Here is a 15,088-nt window from a genome sequence, read left to right on the forward strand (position 1 = left end):
ACGCTGAATGGCACACCGCATTCGGGAGCAAGCCCCCTCCCACAGGGGCTAGCGATGATTCAAAGACTCACCACTCGGCAAAGCTGCCATCGGCGTGGCGCCAGATCGGGTTGCGCCAGCGGTGGCCGACGGCCGCGCGCTCGATCACATATTCCTCGTTGATCTCGATGCCCAGCCCCGGGCCGTTCGGAATCTTCACGAAGCCCTTGTCGTAATCGAACACGCGCGGGTCCTTCACGTAGTCGAGCAAATCGTTGCTCTCGTTGTAATGGATGCCCAGGCTCTGCTCCTGGATAAACGCGTTGTAACAAGCCGCGTCCAATTGCAAACAGGCCGCCAGCGCAATCGGCCCCAGCGGGCAATGCAGCGCCAGCGCTACGTCGTAGGCTTCGGCCATGTTGGCGATCTTGCGGGTCTCGGTGATGCCGCCGGCGTGGGAGGCGTCCGGCTGGATGATGTCGACGTAGCCTTCACTCAACACCCGTTTAAAGTCCCAGCGCGAGAACAGCCGCTCGCCAAGGGCTATCGGCGTACTGGTCAGGGGGGCGAGTTCTTTCAACGCTTCGTAGTTTTCGCTGAGCACCGGCTCTTCGATAAACATCAGTTTGTAAGGGTCGAGTTCCTTCATCAGCACCTTGGCCATCGGCTTGTGCACACGACCATGGAAATCGACGCCGATGCCGACGTTCGGCCCGACGGCATCACGCACGGCGGCGACGTTGGCCAAGGCGAGGTCGACTTTCTCAAAGGTGTCGAGGAACTGCAGTTCTTCGGTGCCGTTCATTTTCACTGCGGTGAAACCCCGGCTCACAGCCTCTTTCGCCGCACGCGCGGTGTCAGCCGGACGGTCGCCGCCGATCCACGAATAGACACGAATCTTGTCGCGCACCTGACCACCGAGCAGGTCACTGACCGAAACCCCGAGGGCCTTGCCCTTGATGTCCCACAACGCCTGATCGATACCGGCCAGTGCGCTCATGTGAATCGCGCCGCCGCGGTAGAAGCCGCCGCGATAGAGCACGGTCCAGATGTCTTCGATATTGCGTGGGTCTTTGCCGATCAGGTAGTCGGACAATTCTTCCACGGCAGCGGCCACCGTGTGCGCCCGCCCTTCCACCACGGGCTCGCCCCAACCGGTCACACCTTCGTCGGTTTCGACCTTGAGGAAGCACCAGCGCGGTGGAACGATGAAGGTCGTGAGTTTGGTGATTTTCATCTTTTTGTCTCTCTTATTGATGCAGCGCACGCGGCGCCAAAAAGTCTTAGCGAAGCGCTTTCCACGCGGCCACGTAGGCCTTGGCGTTGACCGCAACCTGCTCGGGCGTCATGCCTGGCTTGAACAGGCCGGAACCGAGGCCGAAACCTTTTACCCCGGCATCGATAAACACCTGCATGTTGTCCGGCGTGATGCCACCGACCGGTGCCAGTACCGTGCCCGCGGGCAACACCGCGAGCCAGGCTTTGACGACCGCCGGGCCCATCTGCTCGGCCGGGAACAGCTTGAGAATGTCCGCGCCCTCCGCCAGCGCCGCGAACGCTTCAGTCGGCGTGGCCACACCCGGCGACAGGTAGAGCCCCGCCGCTTTCGCCGCGCGCAACACCTTGGCATCGCTGTGCGGCATGACGATTACCTGGCCGCCGGCCTCTTTTACTTGTGCGACCTGCTCGGGTGAAAGAACGGTTCCGGCACCGATCAGGCAATCGGCGGGCAACGTCTGGCGCAGGATGCGGATACTTTCGTACGGCGATGGGGAATTGAGCGGTACTTCGATGACGCGAAATCCGGCTGCATACAGGACTTCTCCGACCGCGGCAGCTTCCTGCGGTTGCAGGCCACGCAGGATCGCGATCAGACCGTTTTGCGCCAATGCTTGCTTGAGCATGTCAGGCCTCCAATCAGGGTTAACGGGATGAGGATTCGATCAGCCCGGCGGCCAGCGCCAGTTGCCACAAACCACGCTCGGTGGCTTGCTCGGCCAGGGTCACCGTGGCGAAACCGCAGGCGTCGAGGGCACGGCGGTAGCGGATACACAATTGCGCATTGCCAATGAGCACGATCGCAGGAAGATTCGGGTTGTTGCGCCGACGCCGTTGGACGTTGGCGAGCGCGGCCAGCTCATGGCCGATCATCAGGCCGGACAGATAGTCCGGCTGAGCGGTCGGGCTCAGTTCACCGGTCAGGCCGAGGGTGCGGGCGCTGAACAAGGTCGACAACACGCCCAGCTCAGCATCTGTCGACAGGGCAATCTGCACGCCGCGGTCAAACGCCTGCGCATCGAAGGTCGCGCTCGGCTGCTGGGTACGCCCGAGAATGCTGTGCTCGCTGAGGACGGCGAAGACTTCGCCGGTCATGAAGGTGTCGAAATGGGTGATACGCCCATCGACCACTTCCACCCACTTCGAGTGGCTGCCCGGCAGGCCGATCAGCAAGTCGTTACCAGACTCGGCCGGCAGGCTTTGCAGGACCCCAAGCACTTGGGTCTCTTCGCCGCGCATCACGTTCGGCAGACGCGAACGCTGAATCACACCCGGCACGATGTGCACGGACGTACCGCGAAGACTGACAACGGTTTGTAGGGAGTTTCCGAGATGGGCGACGTCGGCCGGCGTCTCGCAGTAGGCCGCTTCGCGCCAGCCCTGCGCACTGCCGACCATGCCGCAAGCGATCACCGGCAGATTCGGCTGCGCGTCGAGCCAGTCACCGCAGGCCTCGTCGAAGGCCAGTTCAAAGCCGTCGGCGCATTCGCGCCCGCGAATGATTCTTGGGGTCTTGGGCAACTGCATGATCCCGGACGACAGCGCACGCTGCTCCAGCACCACACCGTCCGCCGCGAGTTTGTAAGCACGTAATGAGGTCGTCCCCCAATCGAGCGCGATCAATTGCGCCTGCATCGCTTCACCTGTTTTGTTTTTGGCAGTGAGTGCGATGGACTATAAACCCGAGGGAAGGAAAATCTCAATATATAAATATCAATCCCACATAATGGGATATAGGCGAGTAGCAAGCTTTTCTTGTCTACGGGCATAAAAATCCTGATCCGCTGAATTCGACAAAGAAAAAGCCGGGGTCTTCAGGATTTCCGTACGACAACGCTGGATGAATCGCTCAGCGGCAATTGGCAGGCGGCAGAAGAGTGATCGACATCAGGCTTCCTGTCGCCAGACAAGAAGCCCACTTGAACGAAGGGTTATTCCCTGTTGATTGCTCGCGCCAGATCAGCGGATGGCACACGCATGATTTCGGAAAAATACGTTTTGTAAGGAGTCGTATGAACGCGGAATACGCAGGAAATAAAAGGTCTTTTCATAAACCAACGACTGAGTACTGCCCCCTCAGGAAAGATCTCCGCGCCCTTTTTCCCGGTCGACTCTCTGAAAATGACGTCGGCCTTGTACTCGTTTGCCTTCCCCCTCTCATCGCGCTCAACAAGGCCAAAACCGGAGCGTTTTATCTGGTGCGCGACAGAAAAGTCCAGATCATCATCCACAGCGCATACCAACCCTTGGCTGATATGTGATTTGAACAACTCGAGAATCTCCACATCGGCGCGAAAGCGAACCTGATAGATTCCGGTATCTTCCAACTCTTCAACTCCGGAATAAGACAATTTCGCAGCCGGCTTGCCATGATTCATCGAACATGCAGAGCATATGAGCAATAAAAGCATCAAAAAAAATCGGGACACGATGCTCACTCCTTGAAAAAGCTCAAAACCGACTCATTGAAAATCTGACGAGCAGTTTTCCCGTTATCCAACGGTCGCAAATACATAATATTGGCATCCGCATGATTCACGTTTACCCGCCCCATTACATTCGGCCCGGTAGAGATTTTCCATTGCTCACCAAAACTTGCAACTGTATCTGATACGTTTGTTATCTTCGGTGCGGCGCGAATATTGACCCAGTACTGAGCCTTGGGCTTGGGTGGCAACCTGTAGATATTGGAAATGCCCCACACCATTACACCTTCGCCAACCGGATCGATGGTCAATAACATTCTGACTGTATAGCCTTTCTCCGTGAGAGTGGCTGAAAGGTGAGCGCCATTCCAACCTCCCAGACTATGACCCACAATATACACAGCGGTTGAGCAGTCCGGGATCTTCGCCAGTACCTTTTCAGACAGGTCTTTATCAGTAATGAAATCATTATAACCGAGAGGCCACGACTCGAATTTTCCCACAGGAAAATTCAACGCTTTGGCATCTCTAATGAAAATTTCCCGCACGGCGTCGACGTTATTATTTGGACCGCTGAAATAATAACTTTCCTGATCTCCAGCACCACCAATAAAAAACACAACAAAGTTCCGCAGAGATATAGCAACCTGCTTATTGGTCTGATCGGTCTTGCAAGTAAGTGTGTGTGCCTTTACTTCCCTCTTCGCATGAGGTGTTTCAGTAGGTGCGCTGACTTCGGACATGACCAATCACTCCACGAATAATTTGATGGTTTCCGCCACGTGCGAGCTGACCATATGCGTGAATCCGTTCGCATCGGTAACACCGTGTTCCTCGCTTCCGTCACCCCGTTCAATGGTGTAGGCGTGATAAGGCACTGGCTCTCCGGTCGCTTCATTCGTCACTTGCAACCTGTCAGTGAAATGCACCGGCATCGGCAACAGCCCACTAAACGCTGCCCCTCCGCCGCTCTGGCCGATGATCACCGTGCCCGAGCCACCGATCACGACGTTGCCATGCCCGCCAGTACTGTCGAGCATCGCGGCGTTGAGGCCGTTAATGAAGACGGTGCCGGAGACCGCTCCGGTAATCGGGCTGCCACACGCTGATTTATCGGTCATGCGTGCAGCAGCGAGGCCATCGAAAAACACGTCCGGCGAGCCGGAGACGATCGGGTTGGTGCCGTGTCCTGGCAGTGGGCAAGCGGTCGGGTCGGTGACGCGTGCTGCGGGTTTACCACTCAATTCAAAGCTCCTTGCTTAAGGGGTGCCGGGGATGGCTGATAGATGTCGATGTCGGTCGCGGCAAAGCGCCAGCGATTGTCGACCGGGTCGAACAGAGCGTGACAATGCTCACGGCTTTCAGGTGATGTTGCGGTTTGCACGGCACGCCAGGCTTCGTCGGCTTGCCACTTCAAATCGGCAGGCGTTGCATCATCCAGTTCGTTGAGCCAGGCGTTGTAGTTACGCAGGTGATTGCGCTCATAAGTCGATTGCAGCAAGTCGCCCATTTGCACGCCGAGGTCCAGATGATGCCCGGACGTCCACCGGCCAATTTCGGAATAGACGTGCCAGCCCATCGGGATCAACGCACCGTTCTTCAACAGAGAATGGCCGGCGAGAGCGACGAAGCCGCAACAGATGTGCAGCATCAGCCAGCCTTGATGGGCGTCGATAATCGCCGTTGGATCGAAGGTTCTCAGCGCTACCACGCGGTAATCGCCAAGTCCGGCACTGCGCGTCATCAACTCGGCATCAAGCCGCGACACGAAAGCCCGGATAGCCATGCCGCCAGTGCGCTGGGCCATGCAGAGAATTTCGACAGCCTGTCGTTTTGGGTCGTCAGTAGACCCGGTATTTTTCACCAGGCCATACAGGCGCATTGAGGCCTGTAGACCGCTCATTGCTGGTCACTCATTGACGCAGCGAGCGCTCCGCAGGCGCGGAGAAATTTTGCCAGAGGCATTGCAGGTGTCGTCCGTGAGCGCGCAAAAATGGCGCACAGGATGCCGGACTAGAGCGGTGGCGACAACCGAATCAGCATTGGATTGCCATCATTTGTTCAACCCTCGGCAAACTCCCTCAACACCTTGCCATCCATGCGATACCTCACCCATTCTTCCTGCGGTTGCGCTCCGAGGGATTTGTAGAATTCGATCGCTGGGGTGTTCCACTCCAGCACGCTCCATTCGAAGCGGCCGCAGTCGTTGTCGCAGGCGATTTTTGCCAAGTGGCGCAGCAAGGTTTTGCCGGCGCCGCCGCCGCGTTGCTCAGGAGTAATGTAAAGGTCTTCGAGGTACAGGCAGTTGCTGCCCAGCCAGGTCGAATAACTGAAGAAGAACACCGCGAAACCGATCGGCAAGCCGTCGCGAAGACAGATCAGACCATGGGCGGTAGCACCTTCGCCGAACAGGCTGCGCTCGATGTCGGCGACGCTGGCGATGACTTCGTGGCGAGCCTTTTCAAAATCGGCCAGTTCGGTGATGAAGGCGAGGATCTGCGGTGCATCGCTGGGGGTCGCCGGGCGGATTTCGATCGTCATGGACGGGCCTTGTGGGGAAATTAAAGCGCCATACTAAGGCGCGCAGCGGCGCACGTCACATGGCAAGACATACTAACCTGCCCGATTTCATGAACGCCGCTCCCACAGTAGATATTGCACAATTTGAAAGGATGCTTATGACCGTTAAATGTTTTGTGCCGTTGGAGGCACTTTCGACGCAGTTGCTGCCACACGCTCTGGAACCCTCGGACGACGGCGCCCACGACCTCGCCCACCTGCAACGGGTCTGGCACAACGCCCGCACCCTGCATGAAACAGAAGGCGGCGATCTCGAAGTTTTGCTGGCAGCCGTGCTCCTCCATGATTGCGTATCGGTCGAGAAAAATTCCCCGCTACGCTCGCAGGCTTCACGTCTGGCAGCGGACAAAGCTTCATCCGTGCTGAAGGAAATGAACTGGCCCCGCGAGAAAATCGCCAGCGTCGCCCACGCCATCGAAGCCCACAGTTTCTCCGCCAACATCACCCCGTTGACGCTTGAGGCAAAAATCGTCCAGGACGCCGACCGTCTCGATTCGCTGGGCATGCTTGGCGTTGCGCGTACCTTCTACGTTGCCGGGCGCATGGGCGCGGCGCTGTATGACCCGCAGGATCCGCTAGCGCGTGAACGTGATTACGACGACACGCGTTTTTGCCTCGATCATTTCCAGACCAAACTGCTGCACCTCGCCGACGGTTTCCAGACCGCGGCCGGCCAGCGTCTGGCACAGATTCGCCATCAACGCCTGAAGGGTTTCATGGAGCAATTGAAGGAAGAGATCGGCATCGTCTGAACCTTTACTCCGGCAAACGGCGATCCTGACTTTATCAACCTCGCACCTGACGCGCACGCCCGACGTGTTAAACAGATGACGTTAACTCGCCGCTCAAGGAAAGCGCGTCATGCCGCATTCAACACCTCAAGTGTCGGGCAAATTGTTCGGCATGTTCTGCCTCGCCAGTTATCTGTTGTCATTGTCGTATGGCTCGACGTTTTTGCTGTCGCTGTTGATCGGTGCGCGTGGCGGCAATGAACACGACGCAGGCCGTGTCATTTCGGCGGCGATGCTTAGCACCTTTATCGCGGTGCTGGGGTCCGGACATTTGTCGGATCTGTTAGGGGCGGCGCGTTCGATCGCCCTCTTGGGGCTGTTGCTGGTAGCGGCGAGTCTGGGCTTTGCGATGACGCCGGGCTTCGGTCATCTGCTGCTGTTTTTTGGCCTTCTACTGGGACTGGGTTGGGGGGTGTTCTACACCTTGGGACCGATCATCGTCGCCAGTCTGGTGACACCGACGCAACGGGCAAAATATTTCGCCTTGCTGTCCGGCAGCATGATGACGGGGATCGGCAGCGGCCCCTTGCTCGGACGCGCTGCCGGTGCTCTGAACTGGCCGGTGACTTCGGCGTTTTACCTGGCCGCGCTGGCGAGCCTTATCGGTGTCCTGTTGTTCTGGCGACTCGGTGCCAGACTGAACAGCACACAAGCCCCTTCGGCAGCGAAAATCACTTGGCGAGCGACCACACAAGTCCTCGGCTCGCGCGCACTGTTCCCCATCGTCATGGTCGGTCTGGGCGGTTGCGTGTTCGGCGGTCTGTCCAGTTTCCAGACAAGCTATGCCGCCGACCGTTCGCTGGATTATTCGCTGTTCTTTTTCGGCTTCATGACTGCGGCGATCGGCAGTCGGATGTTGATCGCAGGGTTTGTGGTCAAACGTGATCCGCTGCGCGCGTCGTGCCTGTTATCGGGGCTGATGCTCGGTTCGATTGTTTTGTTTGCGTTCGGTGTGCACAGCGCATTGAGTTACCTGCTGGCAGCGGTGATGCTTGGCGTCGGTTACGGCCTGACGTATTCAGTGATCAATGCACTGGCCGCCAACGAGGCACCGGCCGGCACGACCTCGCAGGCGTTGCTGCTGTTCAGCCTTTGCTACTTCGTCGGCGTGTTCGGCTTCCCCTTTCTCGCCGGCCAAATCATTGTCGAACACGGCGTGACGACATTGCTGCTCGCGCTATTGGCGGTGGCGTCGGCAAACTGGCTGATCACGCTGGGCCGTCTCTCATGGCGGCGGTTTGAGGTCAAGGCCGCAACGCTGAGCCAGACCGTTCGTCGATCCTCAGGCACCAATCCGCCATCAGGGCTGACCAAAAAAGGGTAAGGATTCCAATTACTGGAGAAGCCCTATGATCCCGTCAAGGTTGACTGCTTTCGTCTTCAGCGCCCTGCTCTGCCCCGCGGTGTTCGCCGCCTCGTCCACGGCAGCGGGCACTGGCCCTACCGATCCGACGCCACCGCGAGCCCCGGCCATCAACAGCGCCCCCGGCATAAACACCGATGGCTCTGGCGTGCCGCTGATCAATCAGCCGCCGGCAACGGGCACTGACCCGCGCACCCAAGGCAGCGACCCTGGACGCCAGGGCGGCATGAACACGCCTGACGCGCCGGCTGCGCCCGATAACGCCGGGCCGGGCACCGGCTCGAAAACCACCACCGGTGGCTCGGGTTCCGAAGGTGCCGGTCAATAGTTCGCCGACGCGAGCGTCCTGTTCACTCCCCTGAAGAGGTAACCATGAACGTCGACAAAGACTTGGAAAAAGAAGTCCTCACCCGCCTGCTGCATGCGCATCCCGATGGCTTGGGCAAAGAAGTCCTGGACAATTATCGCGGCGAGAAAGTCGTCGCCGATACCCTCGCGGCGCTACAGGAGCGCGGGCTGATTCACCACGGCCATGTGACCTGCGGCGAGGCCGGTGAACAGTCGTTGAACCTGCCGATCAAGCTCAGCGCCGCCGGGGTTGAAGCGGCGCGCAAACTCGACAGCTGAGCCATGTGACCCTGTCGGTGCTTGCGCGCGTTGCGCCAGCGCCGGCAGTGAACTTCACCTACCGATGCAAGGAGAAATCCCATGCCTCGTGGCAGCAAAGACAAATACACCGCCGAGCAAAAGCGCAAGGCCGAGCACATCGAAGACAGCTACGAGAAAAAAGGCGTGTCCACAGATGAGGCCGAAGCGCGGGCCTGGGCGACCGTCAACAAGCAATCGGGCGGCGGCGAGAAATCCGGCGGCTCGGGACGCAAGAAACCAGCCAGCGCCAAGTCTGAAGATCGCAAGGAGTCATCGCGGCGCGCGGTGGCCAGTCGCAAGGGGCACTCGCGCAACAGCGAGACTTCGAAGGACGCGCAGACCGTTGACAGTTTAATGAAGGAAGCCCGGGCGAAGAACATTCCGGGGCGGTCTTCGATGCGTAAGCAGGAGTTGATTGAGGCGTTGCGCAAGGCTGGCTAGGTCCGGGTACTTCAGTGTATTTAATGGCCCTATCGCGAGCAGGCTCACTCCTACAGTTGGAAAGCGTTCCCCCTGTAGGAGTGAGCCTGCTCGCGATAGCTAATGATCAGCCACCGCAGGACTCGCGGATAAACGCATCCACCTCAGCCGCCCCCGGCGCAGTCGCCGGCCCCCAGCGCGTCACGGCCAGCGCCGCCGCGGCATTCGCCCGCCGCGCCGCTTCCGGTGCATCCAGCCCTCGCGCCAATCCCGCTATAAACACCCCGGCATGAGCATCGCCAGCCCCGTTACTGTCCACTGCGTGCACGGCAAAACCAGGTACGTGGCGACGCTCGCCGGCCTGATGAATCCAGCAGCCTTGCGGCCCGTCGCGCACCACCATCAGCACGTTGGCCGGCAGATGCCCGGCGAGACGATCCAGCGCAACAGCGATGTCCTCGGCACCGGTAAAACGCAGCGCCTCGACGCTGTTGCTGGTCCACACATCGATGCGCGGCAGCAGCGCCTGCATCAGCGGCGAATCCGGCGATTCCACCAACGGCCCGGGATCGAATACCACGTGAACCGTTGCCGGCAATGCCTGCGTCCAGTCGAGCAACGCCTGGGCCTTGCCGGCGTGGAGCAAGCTGTAACCGCTGAGATAAACGTAGTCGCCGGCCTCGGCAGCGACGCTGTTCAGATCCTCCTCGGTCACCTCGCCTTCTGCGCCGATGTACGAAATGAAACTGCGCTCGGCCGACGCATCGGTCAGCGCCACACACAGGCCGGTATCGCGCAGCGCCGGTTTACGGATGCCGATGCGAATGCCTTCGGCGTTCATCGCCTGGCGCGCCAGGTCGCCGAAACGCCCGCTGCCGTGGCGACCCAGATAAACCACCGGCAAGCCATTGCGCGCCGCCGCCGCCATCACATTGAACCCGCCACCCGCTTCGAATCCGGCCGACTGCGCCAGTACATCACCGCCGATCTGCGGCAGTTTTTCCACGGCCATGACCAGGTCGATGATGACCTGGCCGGTGTGCAACAGCTTAGGCATGGGCATTCTCGGTTGGCGCGGCGCGGCGATCCTTCGCCCCGCCGAGGAGGAAGTAAATGCCACCGGCCACAACGAACGTCACGATCCAGCCGAGGCCGTTATGGCCCAGCCACGAGTCGGACAGAAAGCCCTTGAACCAGACGTTCTCGGCGGTGGTGCCGATGGTGGTGAAGCTGAACCCCAGCACGATGGCAATGGCCCAGGCGCCGAATGCACGCCACTCGATGCCACCGCTGTACCAGTAGGCGCTGCGAGGACTGACGTCGAGCAGGTCTTGCGGACTGTAGTAATGACGGTGAATCAGATCGACCACGAAGATCCCGACCCATGCGGTAATCGGCACGGCCAACAGGGAAATGAAGGTGATGAACGGGCCGTAAAAGCTGTCAGCGATCAGCATGAAGTAGATCGAACCGGCGAAGATCGCGACGATGTCGACCACCACTGCGTAGACGCGCTTGACCTTGAGGCCAAGGGTCAGCGTAGTCAGACCGGCCGAGTACACCGACAGGTTGTTCGACAGCAGCAGACCGCCGAACGCGGTGATCAAGTACGGCACGGCCATCCACGTCGGCAACATGTCGCGTATGGCCACGATCGGGTCAGTCGCTGACGCCAGGTCGCTGTTGCCCACCGAGAGCAAGCCGCCGAGGGTAATCAGCAGCACCAGCGGAATGCCTGCGCCGAACGCTGCCGACGCCACCAGCCGCACGGCTTTGACGCTGCGGTGCTGATAGCGCGACATGTCCGCGCCGGCATTGGCCCAGCCGATCCCGGTGCCGGCGGCCATGGTGCCGATGCCGATGATCATCGCGCTCAGCGGCGCCGGCGTGGCATTGAACACTGCGCTCCAGTCGATGGTTGCGCAGAGAAAACCGCCGACCAGAATGTTCAGCGCGCCGAACACGTAGGTCGCCCATTTCTGGATTACCAGCAAGGTCGCGTGGCCAAGGCCGGACACCGCTAACGTCAGCAGCACGAAAATCGCGATGAAGAGCAGTGTCAGCAACGGCGCGCTTTTGGCTTCCACCGGCGAGCCGAACAGCATCGAACACAGCGACAGCAGCACAAACGCCGCCGTGGTGGTGTTGACGGTTTCCCAGCCCAGCCGCGACATCAGCGAGACCAGTGTCGGGCCGATGTTGCCGCGTACCCCGAAGATCGCGCGGGACAGCGTCAGGCTTGGTGCGCGGCCACGACGGCCGGCGATGGAGATGATCCCGACCACGGCAAACGAACCGGCCGCGCCGAGAATGGCGACGATGATCGCCTGCCAGATCGCCAGACCGCGAAACGCCACCAGCGTCGCACCCAACGGCAGGCCGAGAATGGAAATATTGGCGGCGAACCAGACCCAGAACAGCTGCAGCGGATGGCCGTTGCACTCGGCTTCCGGCACGGGCTCGATGCCGCGGGTTTCCAGCTGCCCGACGCTTTGCCCGGTGGTGGTTGAACTCATGAACGTGCTCCTGTTTGCCTTTTTTGTGGTTGTGGCAATGATGCAAAACGACATGACCATTGGCCTTCCGAGGCCTGTCTGTGCGATCCATTGCGGGTTAAGTATTCGACTATGCGGTGCGGCCTTCGCGAGCAAGCTCGCTCCCACAGGGTATGTGAACGCCACAAATCCAATGTGGGAGCGAGCTTGCTCGCGAAGGCGGCAGCCCTATCAACGCAAGGCCAGCAGCCCCTGCACCAACGGCTCAAGCTCAAGATGATTAACCGCTTTCACCGTTTCAATCATCGGCACAGGCCAACACTCAAGCCCCAGACAGGCGCCGAGCATCGCCCCGAGAATCGCCGCGATGGTATCCGTGTCGCCCCCCAGACTGGCGGCCATGCACAGCGCTTCGAATGCGCTCATCTCACCAATGGCCACTTGTTGGGCCAGCGCGAATGAAACCACCACCGACTCCTGCGACGCCACCGACGTGCCAATCACGTCGTAGAGCAGGTCGGCAAGCAATGCCTTATCGCTGTCGACGCTGATGCTGCGCGCCCAACTGATCCGGGAGGCGATGCGCCCACCCGCCACCCAGTGTCCGTGGGCTTCGGCTTGCTGGGCAATGTGCTGACCGAGGTTCAACGCCTCGCCCAGATCGACGCCATTGATACCAGCGGACACCACCGCCGCCACCGCCGCCGCACTGGAAATCCCCAGTGTGGTGTTGTGAGTCACCTGACAGGCTTGCACCACGGCCGCGATAAAATTCCCGGTATCAGCGACATTCGCCGCAATGCCGACCGGGGTAATCCGCATCGCCGCGCCGTTGGTGGTGCCATAGCGCCCGGCTTCTTCGGGCGAATGGCCGGCGAGGATCATTTCAATGGCACGTTTGGTCGAGGGGCCGAGCAAATCCTGCGAGCCTTTGGCCTGCATCTCGGCTTCCCATTCGATCAAGCGCTGGGCGAGGATGGCCGGCTCGATGCGGCCCTGGCCTTCGACCAGCAACTCGCCAACCAGGATTGCCTGTTCGGTGTCGTCGGTGATCGAGCCTTTGGGCATGTTCGCGGCGATCGGTTGCAGCGGTCCGGCGTCCTGCAGATCGGTGATCTGGCCAAAACGGCTTTTGATGGTTTCGCGGTCCAGCGATTGGGTCGGCATGCCGAGCGCATCACCCAGGGCCAGACCATAAAAAGCGCCAAGCGCACGGTTGAGCGTGGTCATTGCGATTCTCCAAATTGCAGGTGCAGACGAAAATGCACCGGGTCGAGCAGGCTTTCGACCTGTTCCATGAAACGGTTCTGCCGGTCGTACGTGGTGCGCAGGGCTTTGAGAAACACCGTGCCGACCGGACGGCCAAGCAGTTCGGCGTCTTCGGCGTTCAGCGGCTCGGCGCCGATCCACTGATCGCCGCGCTCGCCGATGTAGCCGTAGGCGGCCAGGGTGATGGTCAGGGAATTGTCGATCAGACCGACGCGCGGCAGGCTTTCCAGGCCGCCGTTGGCCGGCATCAATGAACGTTCCAGAGACACCAGCGTACCGTCGGTGGCGCGCCGGCGACGGTCGAGGGTAATGAATTGATCGGTGCCGAACCGCACCAGCAGATCCGGACGGGTCACGGCTTCGAGGCGCAACACTTCAGTGTTGATCAGCGCCCCGCTGTCGGCCAGCGCCTGCGCCCAGCCGCTGCGCTGGTCGAGGGCAACACCGTCGTAGGTGACGATCGAGCCAACCCCGCTTTGCGTGGCGATGTAATTGCGCCGCTTCAGTTCGGCCAGCGCTTCGCGCAGCGTGCCACGGCTGACCTGGAATTCTTGAGCCAACTGGTGTTCGCCGGGCAACAGAAAGCCATCCTCCATCAGGCCGCTTTCGATGCGTCGAACGAGCTCGTCGACCACCCTTTTTTTCTTGTCAAATCGTACCTGTCTAATCATGTACAAATTGATAACCGAAACGGCGGGTGGCGGGCAAGGGATATTTGAGGGAAGGTGACAGAAGGAGGAGAGTAGCGCGATCCCTGTAGGAGTGAGCCTGCTCGCGATTACGTCAGCACATCCAGCATCAATGTGGCTGAAAGGATGCTATCGCGAGCAGGCTCACTCCTACAGGAGTTAGGTTGTGTCAGCGTTGTTTCAAGCGGTCAATGACGACGGCCAAAAGCAAGATCGAACCCCGAATCACATACTGATAAAACGTATCGATGTTCTTCAGGTTCATCGCGTTCTCGATGATCGCCAGAATCAACACCCCGGCAATCACATGGCGGATCATGCCGATGCCGCCGCTCAGCGACACCCCGCCCAGTACGCAGGCAGATATCACCGTCAGCTCAAAACCCTGGCCAATCATTGGCTGCCCGGAAGTCATCCGCGACGCCAGGATCACGCCAGCCAGCGCACCAATCACGCCGTGCACGGCGAAGATGATGATCTTGGTCCGGTCAACGTTCACGCCTGCCAGCAGCGCCGCTTCCTGGTTGCCACCAATGGCCATGGTGTTGCGCCCGTAGGTGGTGTAATTCAGCAGCCAGCCGAAGAACAGGAAGCAGACGATGGTGATCAGGATCGGCACCGGCACACCGAATAACTGGCCGTTACCGAACACGAAGAACGATTCCTGCGACACGCCCACCGCTTTGCCGTTGGCAAATATGTACGCCAGACCACGAACAATCTGCATCGTCGCCAACGTGGTGATCAACGCGTTGACTCGCAACTTGGCGATCACGATGCCGTTGATCAGCCCGACGATCAGGCCCATCACCAGCGCTGCGCTGACACCGAGGAACACGCTGTTGGTGTCGCGCATGACCACCGCCGCGACCACGCCGGCACAGGCAATCACCGAGCCGACCGACAGGTCGAAGTGCCCGGACGCCAGGCAATAGAGCATGGTGCACGCGGCGATGCCGGTGGTGGAAATCGCCAGGCCCAGACCGCGCATGTTCAATGGCGAGAGGAAGTTATCGATCAGCAGCGTACAGGCGACAAAGATGCCGACGGCCGCGAGCAGCATGACCCAGTCATCGAGGAAGCGGCGTAGATCCAGGGGTTTGCGCGCGGTCGGCAGGGTTTCGTTTTGGGTTGTCATCATAGTCACCTC

General features: G+C 59.9%; 18 protein-coding genes. 5 read left to right on the forward strand and 13 right to left on the reverse strand.

Annotated features, from left to right (window positions below):
* Positions 1-67: 67 nt before the first annotated feature.
* From dgoD to HU755_RS13180, 8 genes are all read right to left on the reverse strand, one after another.
* Positions 68-1,216 carry a galactonate dehydratase gene (dgoD, locus tag HU755_RS13145; protein ID WP_007908327.1) on the reverse strand — a complete coding sequence of 383 codons (1,149 nt, stop codon included), beginning with the start codon at positions 1,214-1,216 and terminating at the stop codon, positions 68-70.
* Between the two features lie 46 nt (positions 1,217-1,262).
* Positions 1,263-1,883 (reverse strand): 2-dehydro-3-deoxy-6-phosphogalactonate aldolase, encoded by a 621-nt coding sequence (locus HU755_RS13150; RefSeq protein ID WP_186633210.1) that lies wholly within the window; start codon positions 1,881-1,883, stop codon positions 1,263-1,265.
* 19 nt (positions 1,884-1,902) lie between these two features.
* Positions 1,903-2,892, reverse strand: coding sequence for a 2-dehydro-3-deoxygalactonokinase (locus HU755_RS13155; protein ID WP_186633213.1), 990 nt, complete (start codon positions 2,890-2,892; stop codon positions 1,903-1,905).
* Between the two features lie 296 nt (positions 2,893-3,188).
* Positions 3,189-3,686 carry a hypothetical protein gene (locus HU755_RS13160; RefSeq protein ID WP_186633216.1) on the reverse strand — a complete coding sequence of 166 codons (498 nt, stop codon included), beginning with the start codon at positions 3,684-3,686 and terminating at the stop codon, positions 3,189-3,191.
* A gap of 5 nt (positions 3,687-3,691) precedes the next feature.
* Entirely contained in the window at positions 3,692-4,426 is a 735-nt protein-coding gene (locus HU755_RS13165; RefSeq protein ID WP_186633219.1) for an alpha/beta hydrolase, read from the reverse strand.
* Positions 4,427-4,432: 6 nt separating this feature from the next.
* The gene (locus HU755_RS13170; RefSeq protein ID WP_186546996.1) at positions 4,433-4,927 is read right to left on the reverse strand and encodes a PAAR domain-containing protein; all 495 of its coding nucleotides are present in this window, start codon (positions 4,925-4,927) and stop codon (positions 4,433-4,435) included.
* Positions 4,924-5,586, reverse strand: coding sequence for a hypothetical protein (locus tag HU755_RS13175; RefSeq protein WP_186633222.1), 663 nt, complete (start codon positions 5,584-5,586; stop codon positions 4,924-4,926). Before HU755_RS13175 ends, HU755_RS13170 begins: the two co-directional genes overlap by 4 nt.
* A gap of 158 nt (positions 5,587-5,744) precedes the next feature.
* On the reverse strand, positions 5,745-6,224 hold the full coding sequence (locus tag HU755_RS13180; RefSeq protein ID WP_186546994.1) for a GNAT family N-acetyltransferase: 480 nt from the start codon (positions 6,222-6,224) through the stop codon (positions 5,745-5,747).
* A 137-nt stretch (positions 6,225-6,361) separates the two neighbouring features.
* Between HU755_RS13180 and HU755_RS13185 the strand changes: the two genes are divergently transcribed.
* From HU755_RS13185 to HU755_RS13205, 5 genes are all read left to right on the forward strand, one after another.
* Positions 6,362-7,015, forward strand: a complete 654-nt coding sequence (locus HU755_RS13185; RefSeq protein WP_186633225.1) for an HD domain-containing protein — start codon at positions 6,362-6,364, stop codon at positions 7,013-7,015.
* Between the two features lie 109 nt (positions 7,016-7,124).
* Complete coding sequence (locus HU755_RS13190; protein WP_186633228.1) at positions 7,125-8,378, forward strand: MFS transporter; 1,254 nt, start codon at positions 7,125-7,127, stop codon at positions 8,376-8,378.
* A 25-nt stretch (positions 8,379-8,403) separates the two neighbouring features.
* Positions 8,404-8,745 (forward strand): hypothetical protein, encoded by a 342-nt coding sequence (locus tag HU755_RS13195; RefSeq protein ID WP_186623887.1) that lies wholly within the window; start codon positions 8,404-8,406, stop codon positions 8,743-8,745.
* Positions 8,746-8,789: 44 nt separating this feature from the next.
* Complete coding sequence (locus HU755_RS13200; RefSeq protein WP_186546991.1) at positions 8,790-9,044, forward strand: hypothetical protein; 255 nt, start codon at positions 8,790-8,792, stop codon at positions 9,042-9,044.
* 81 nt (positions 9,045-9,125) lie between these two features.
* The gene (locus HU755_RS13205) at positions 9,126-9,506 is read left to right on the forward strand and encodes a Rho termination factor N-terminal domain-containing protein (protein ID WP_186546990.1); all 381 of its coding nucleotides are present in this window, start codon (positions 9,126-9,128) and stop codon (positions 9,504-9,506) included.
* 106 nt (positions 9,507-9,612) lie between these two features.
* Here HU755_RS13205 and HU755_RS13210 read toward each other — a convergent pair whose 3' ends face one another.
* The 5 genes from HU755_RS13210 to araH all read right to left on the reverse strand — a co-directional run bounded on the left by HU755_RS13210 (position 9,613) and on the right by araH (position 15,076).
* Entirely contained in the window at positions 9,613-10,542 is a 930-nt protein-coding gene (locus HU755_RS13210; RefSeq protein WP_186633231.1) for a PfkB family carbohydrate kinase, read from the reverse strand.
* Positions 10,535-12,001, reverse strand: a complete 1,467-nt coding sequence (locus HU755_RS13215) for a cytosine permease (RefSeq protein ID WP_186633234.1) — start codon at positions 11,999-12,001, stop codon at positions 10,535-10,537. Before HU755_RS13215 ends, HU755_RS13210 begins: the two co-directional genes overlap by 8 nt.
* 210 nt (positions 12,002-12,211) lie before the next feature.
* The gene (locus HU755_RS13220; protein WP_186633237.1) at positions 12,212-13,210 is read right to left on the reverse strand and encodes an ADP-ribosylglycohydrolase family protein; all 999 of its coding nucleotides are present in this window, start codon (positions 13,208-13,210) and stop codon (positions 12,212-12,214) included.
* Positions 13,207-13,920 carry a GntR family transcriptional regulator gene (locus HU755_RS13225; RefSeq protein ID WP_186633240.1) on the reverse strand — a complete coding sequence of 238 codons (714 nt, stop codon included), beginning with the start codon at positions 13,918-13,920 and terminating at the stop codon, positions 13,207-13,209. The genes HU755_RS13220 and HU755_RS13225 overlap by 4 nt, the downstream gene beginning before the upstream one ends.
* Before the next feature lie 187 nt (positions 13,921-14,107).
* The gene (araH, locus tag HU755_RS13230; RefSeq protein WP_186546985.1) at positions 14,108-15,076 is read right to left on the reverse strand and encodes an L-arabinose ABC transporter permease AraH; all 969 of its coding nucleotides are present in this window, start codon (positions 15,074-15,076) and stop codon (positions 14,108-14,110) included.
* Positions 15,077-15,088: the final 12 nt, after the last annotated feature.

This window comes from Pseudomonas sp. SWRI111 (assembly GCF_014268555.1).
Taxonomy (GTDB): domain Bacteria; phylum Pseudomonadota; class Gammaproteobacteria; order Pseudomonadales; family Pseudomonadaceae; genus Aquipseudomonas; species Aquipseudomonas hamedanensis.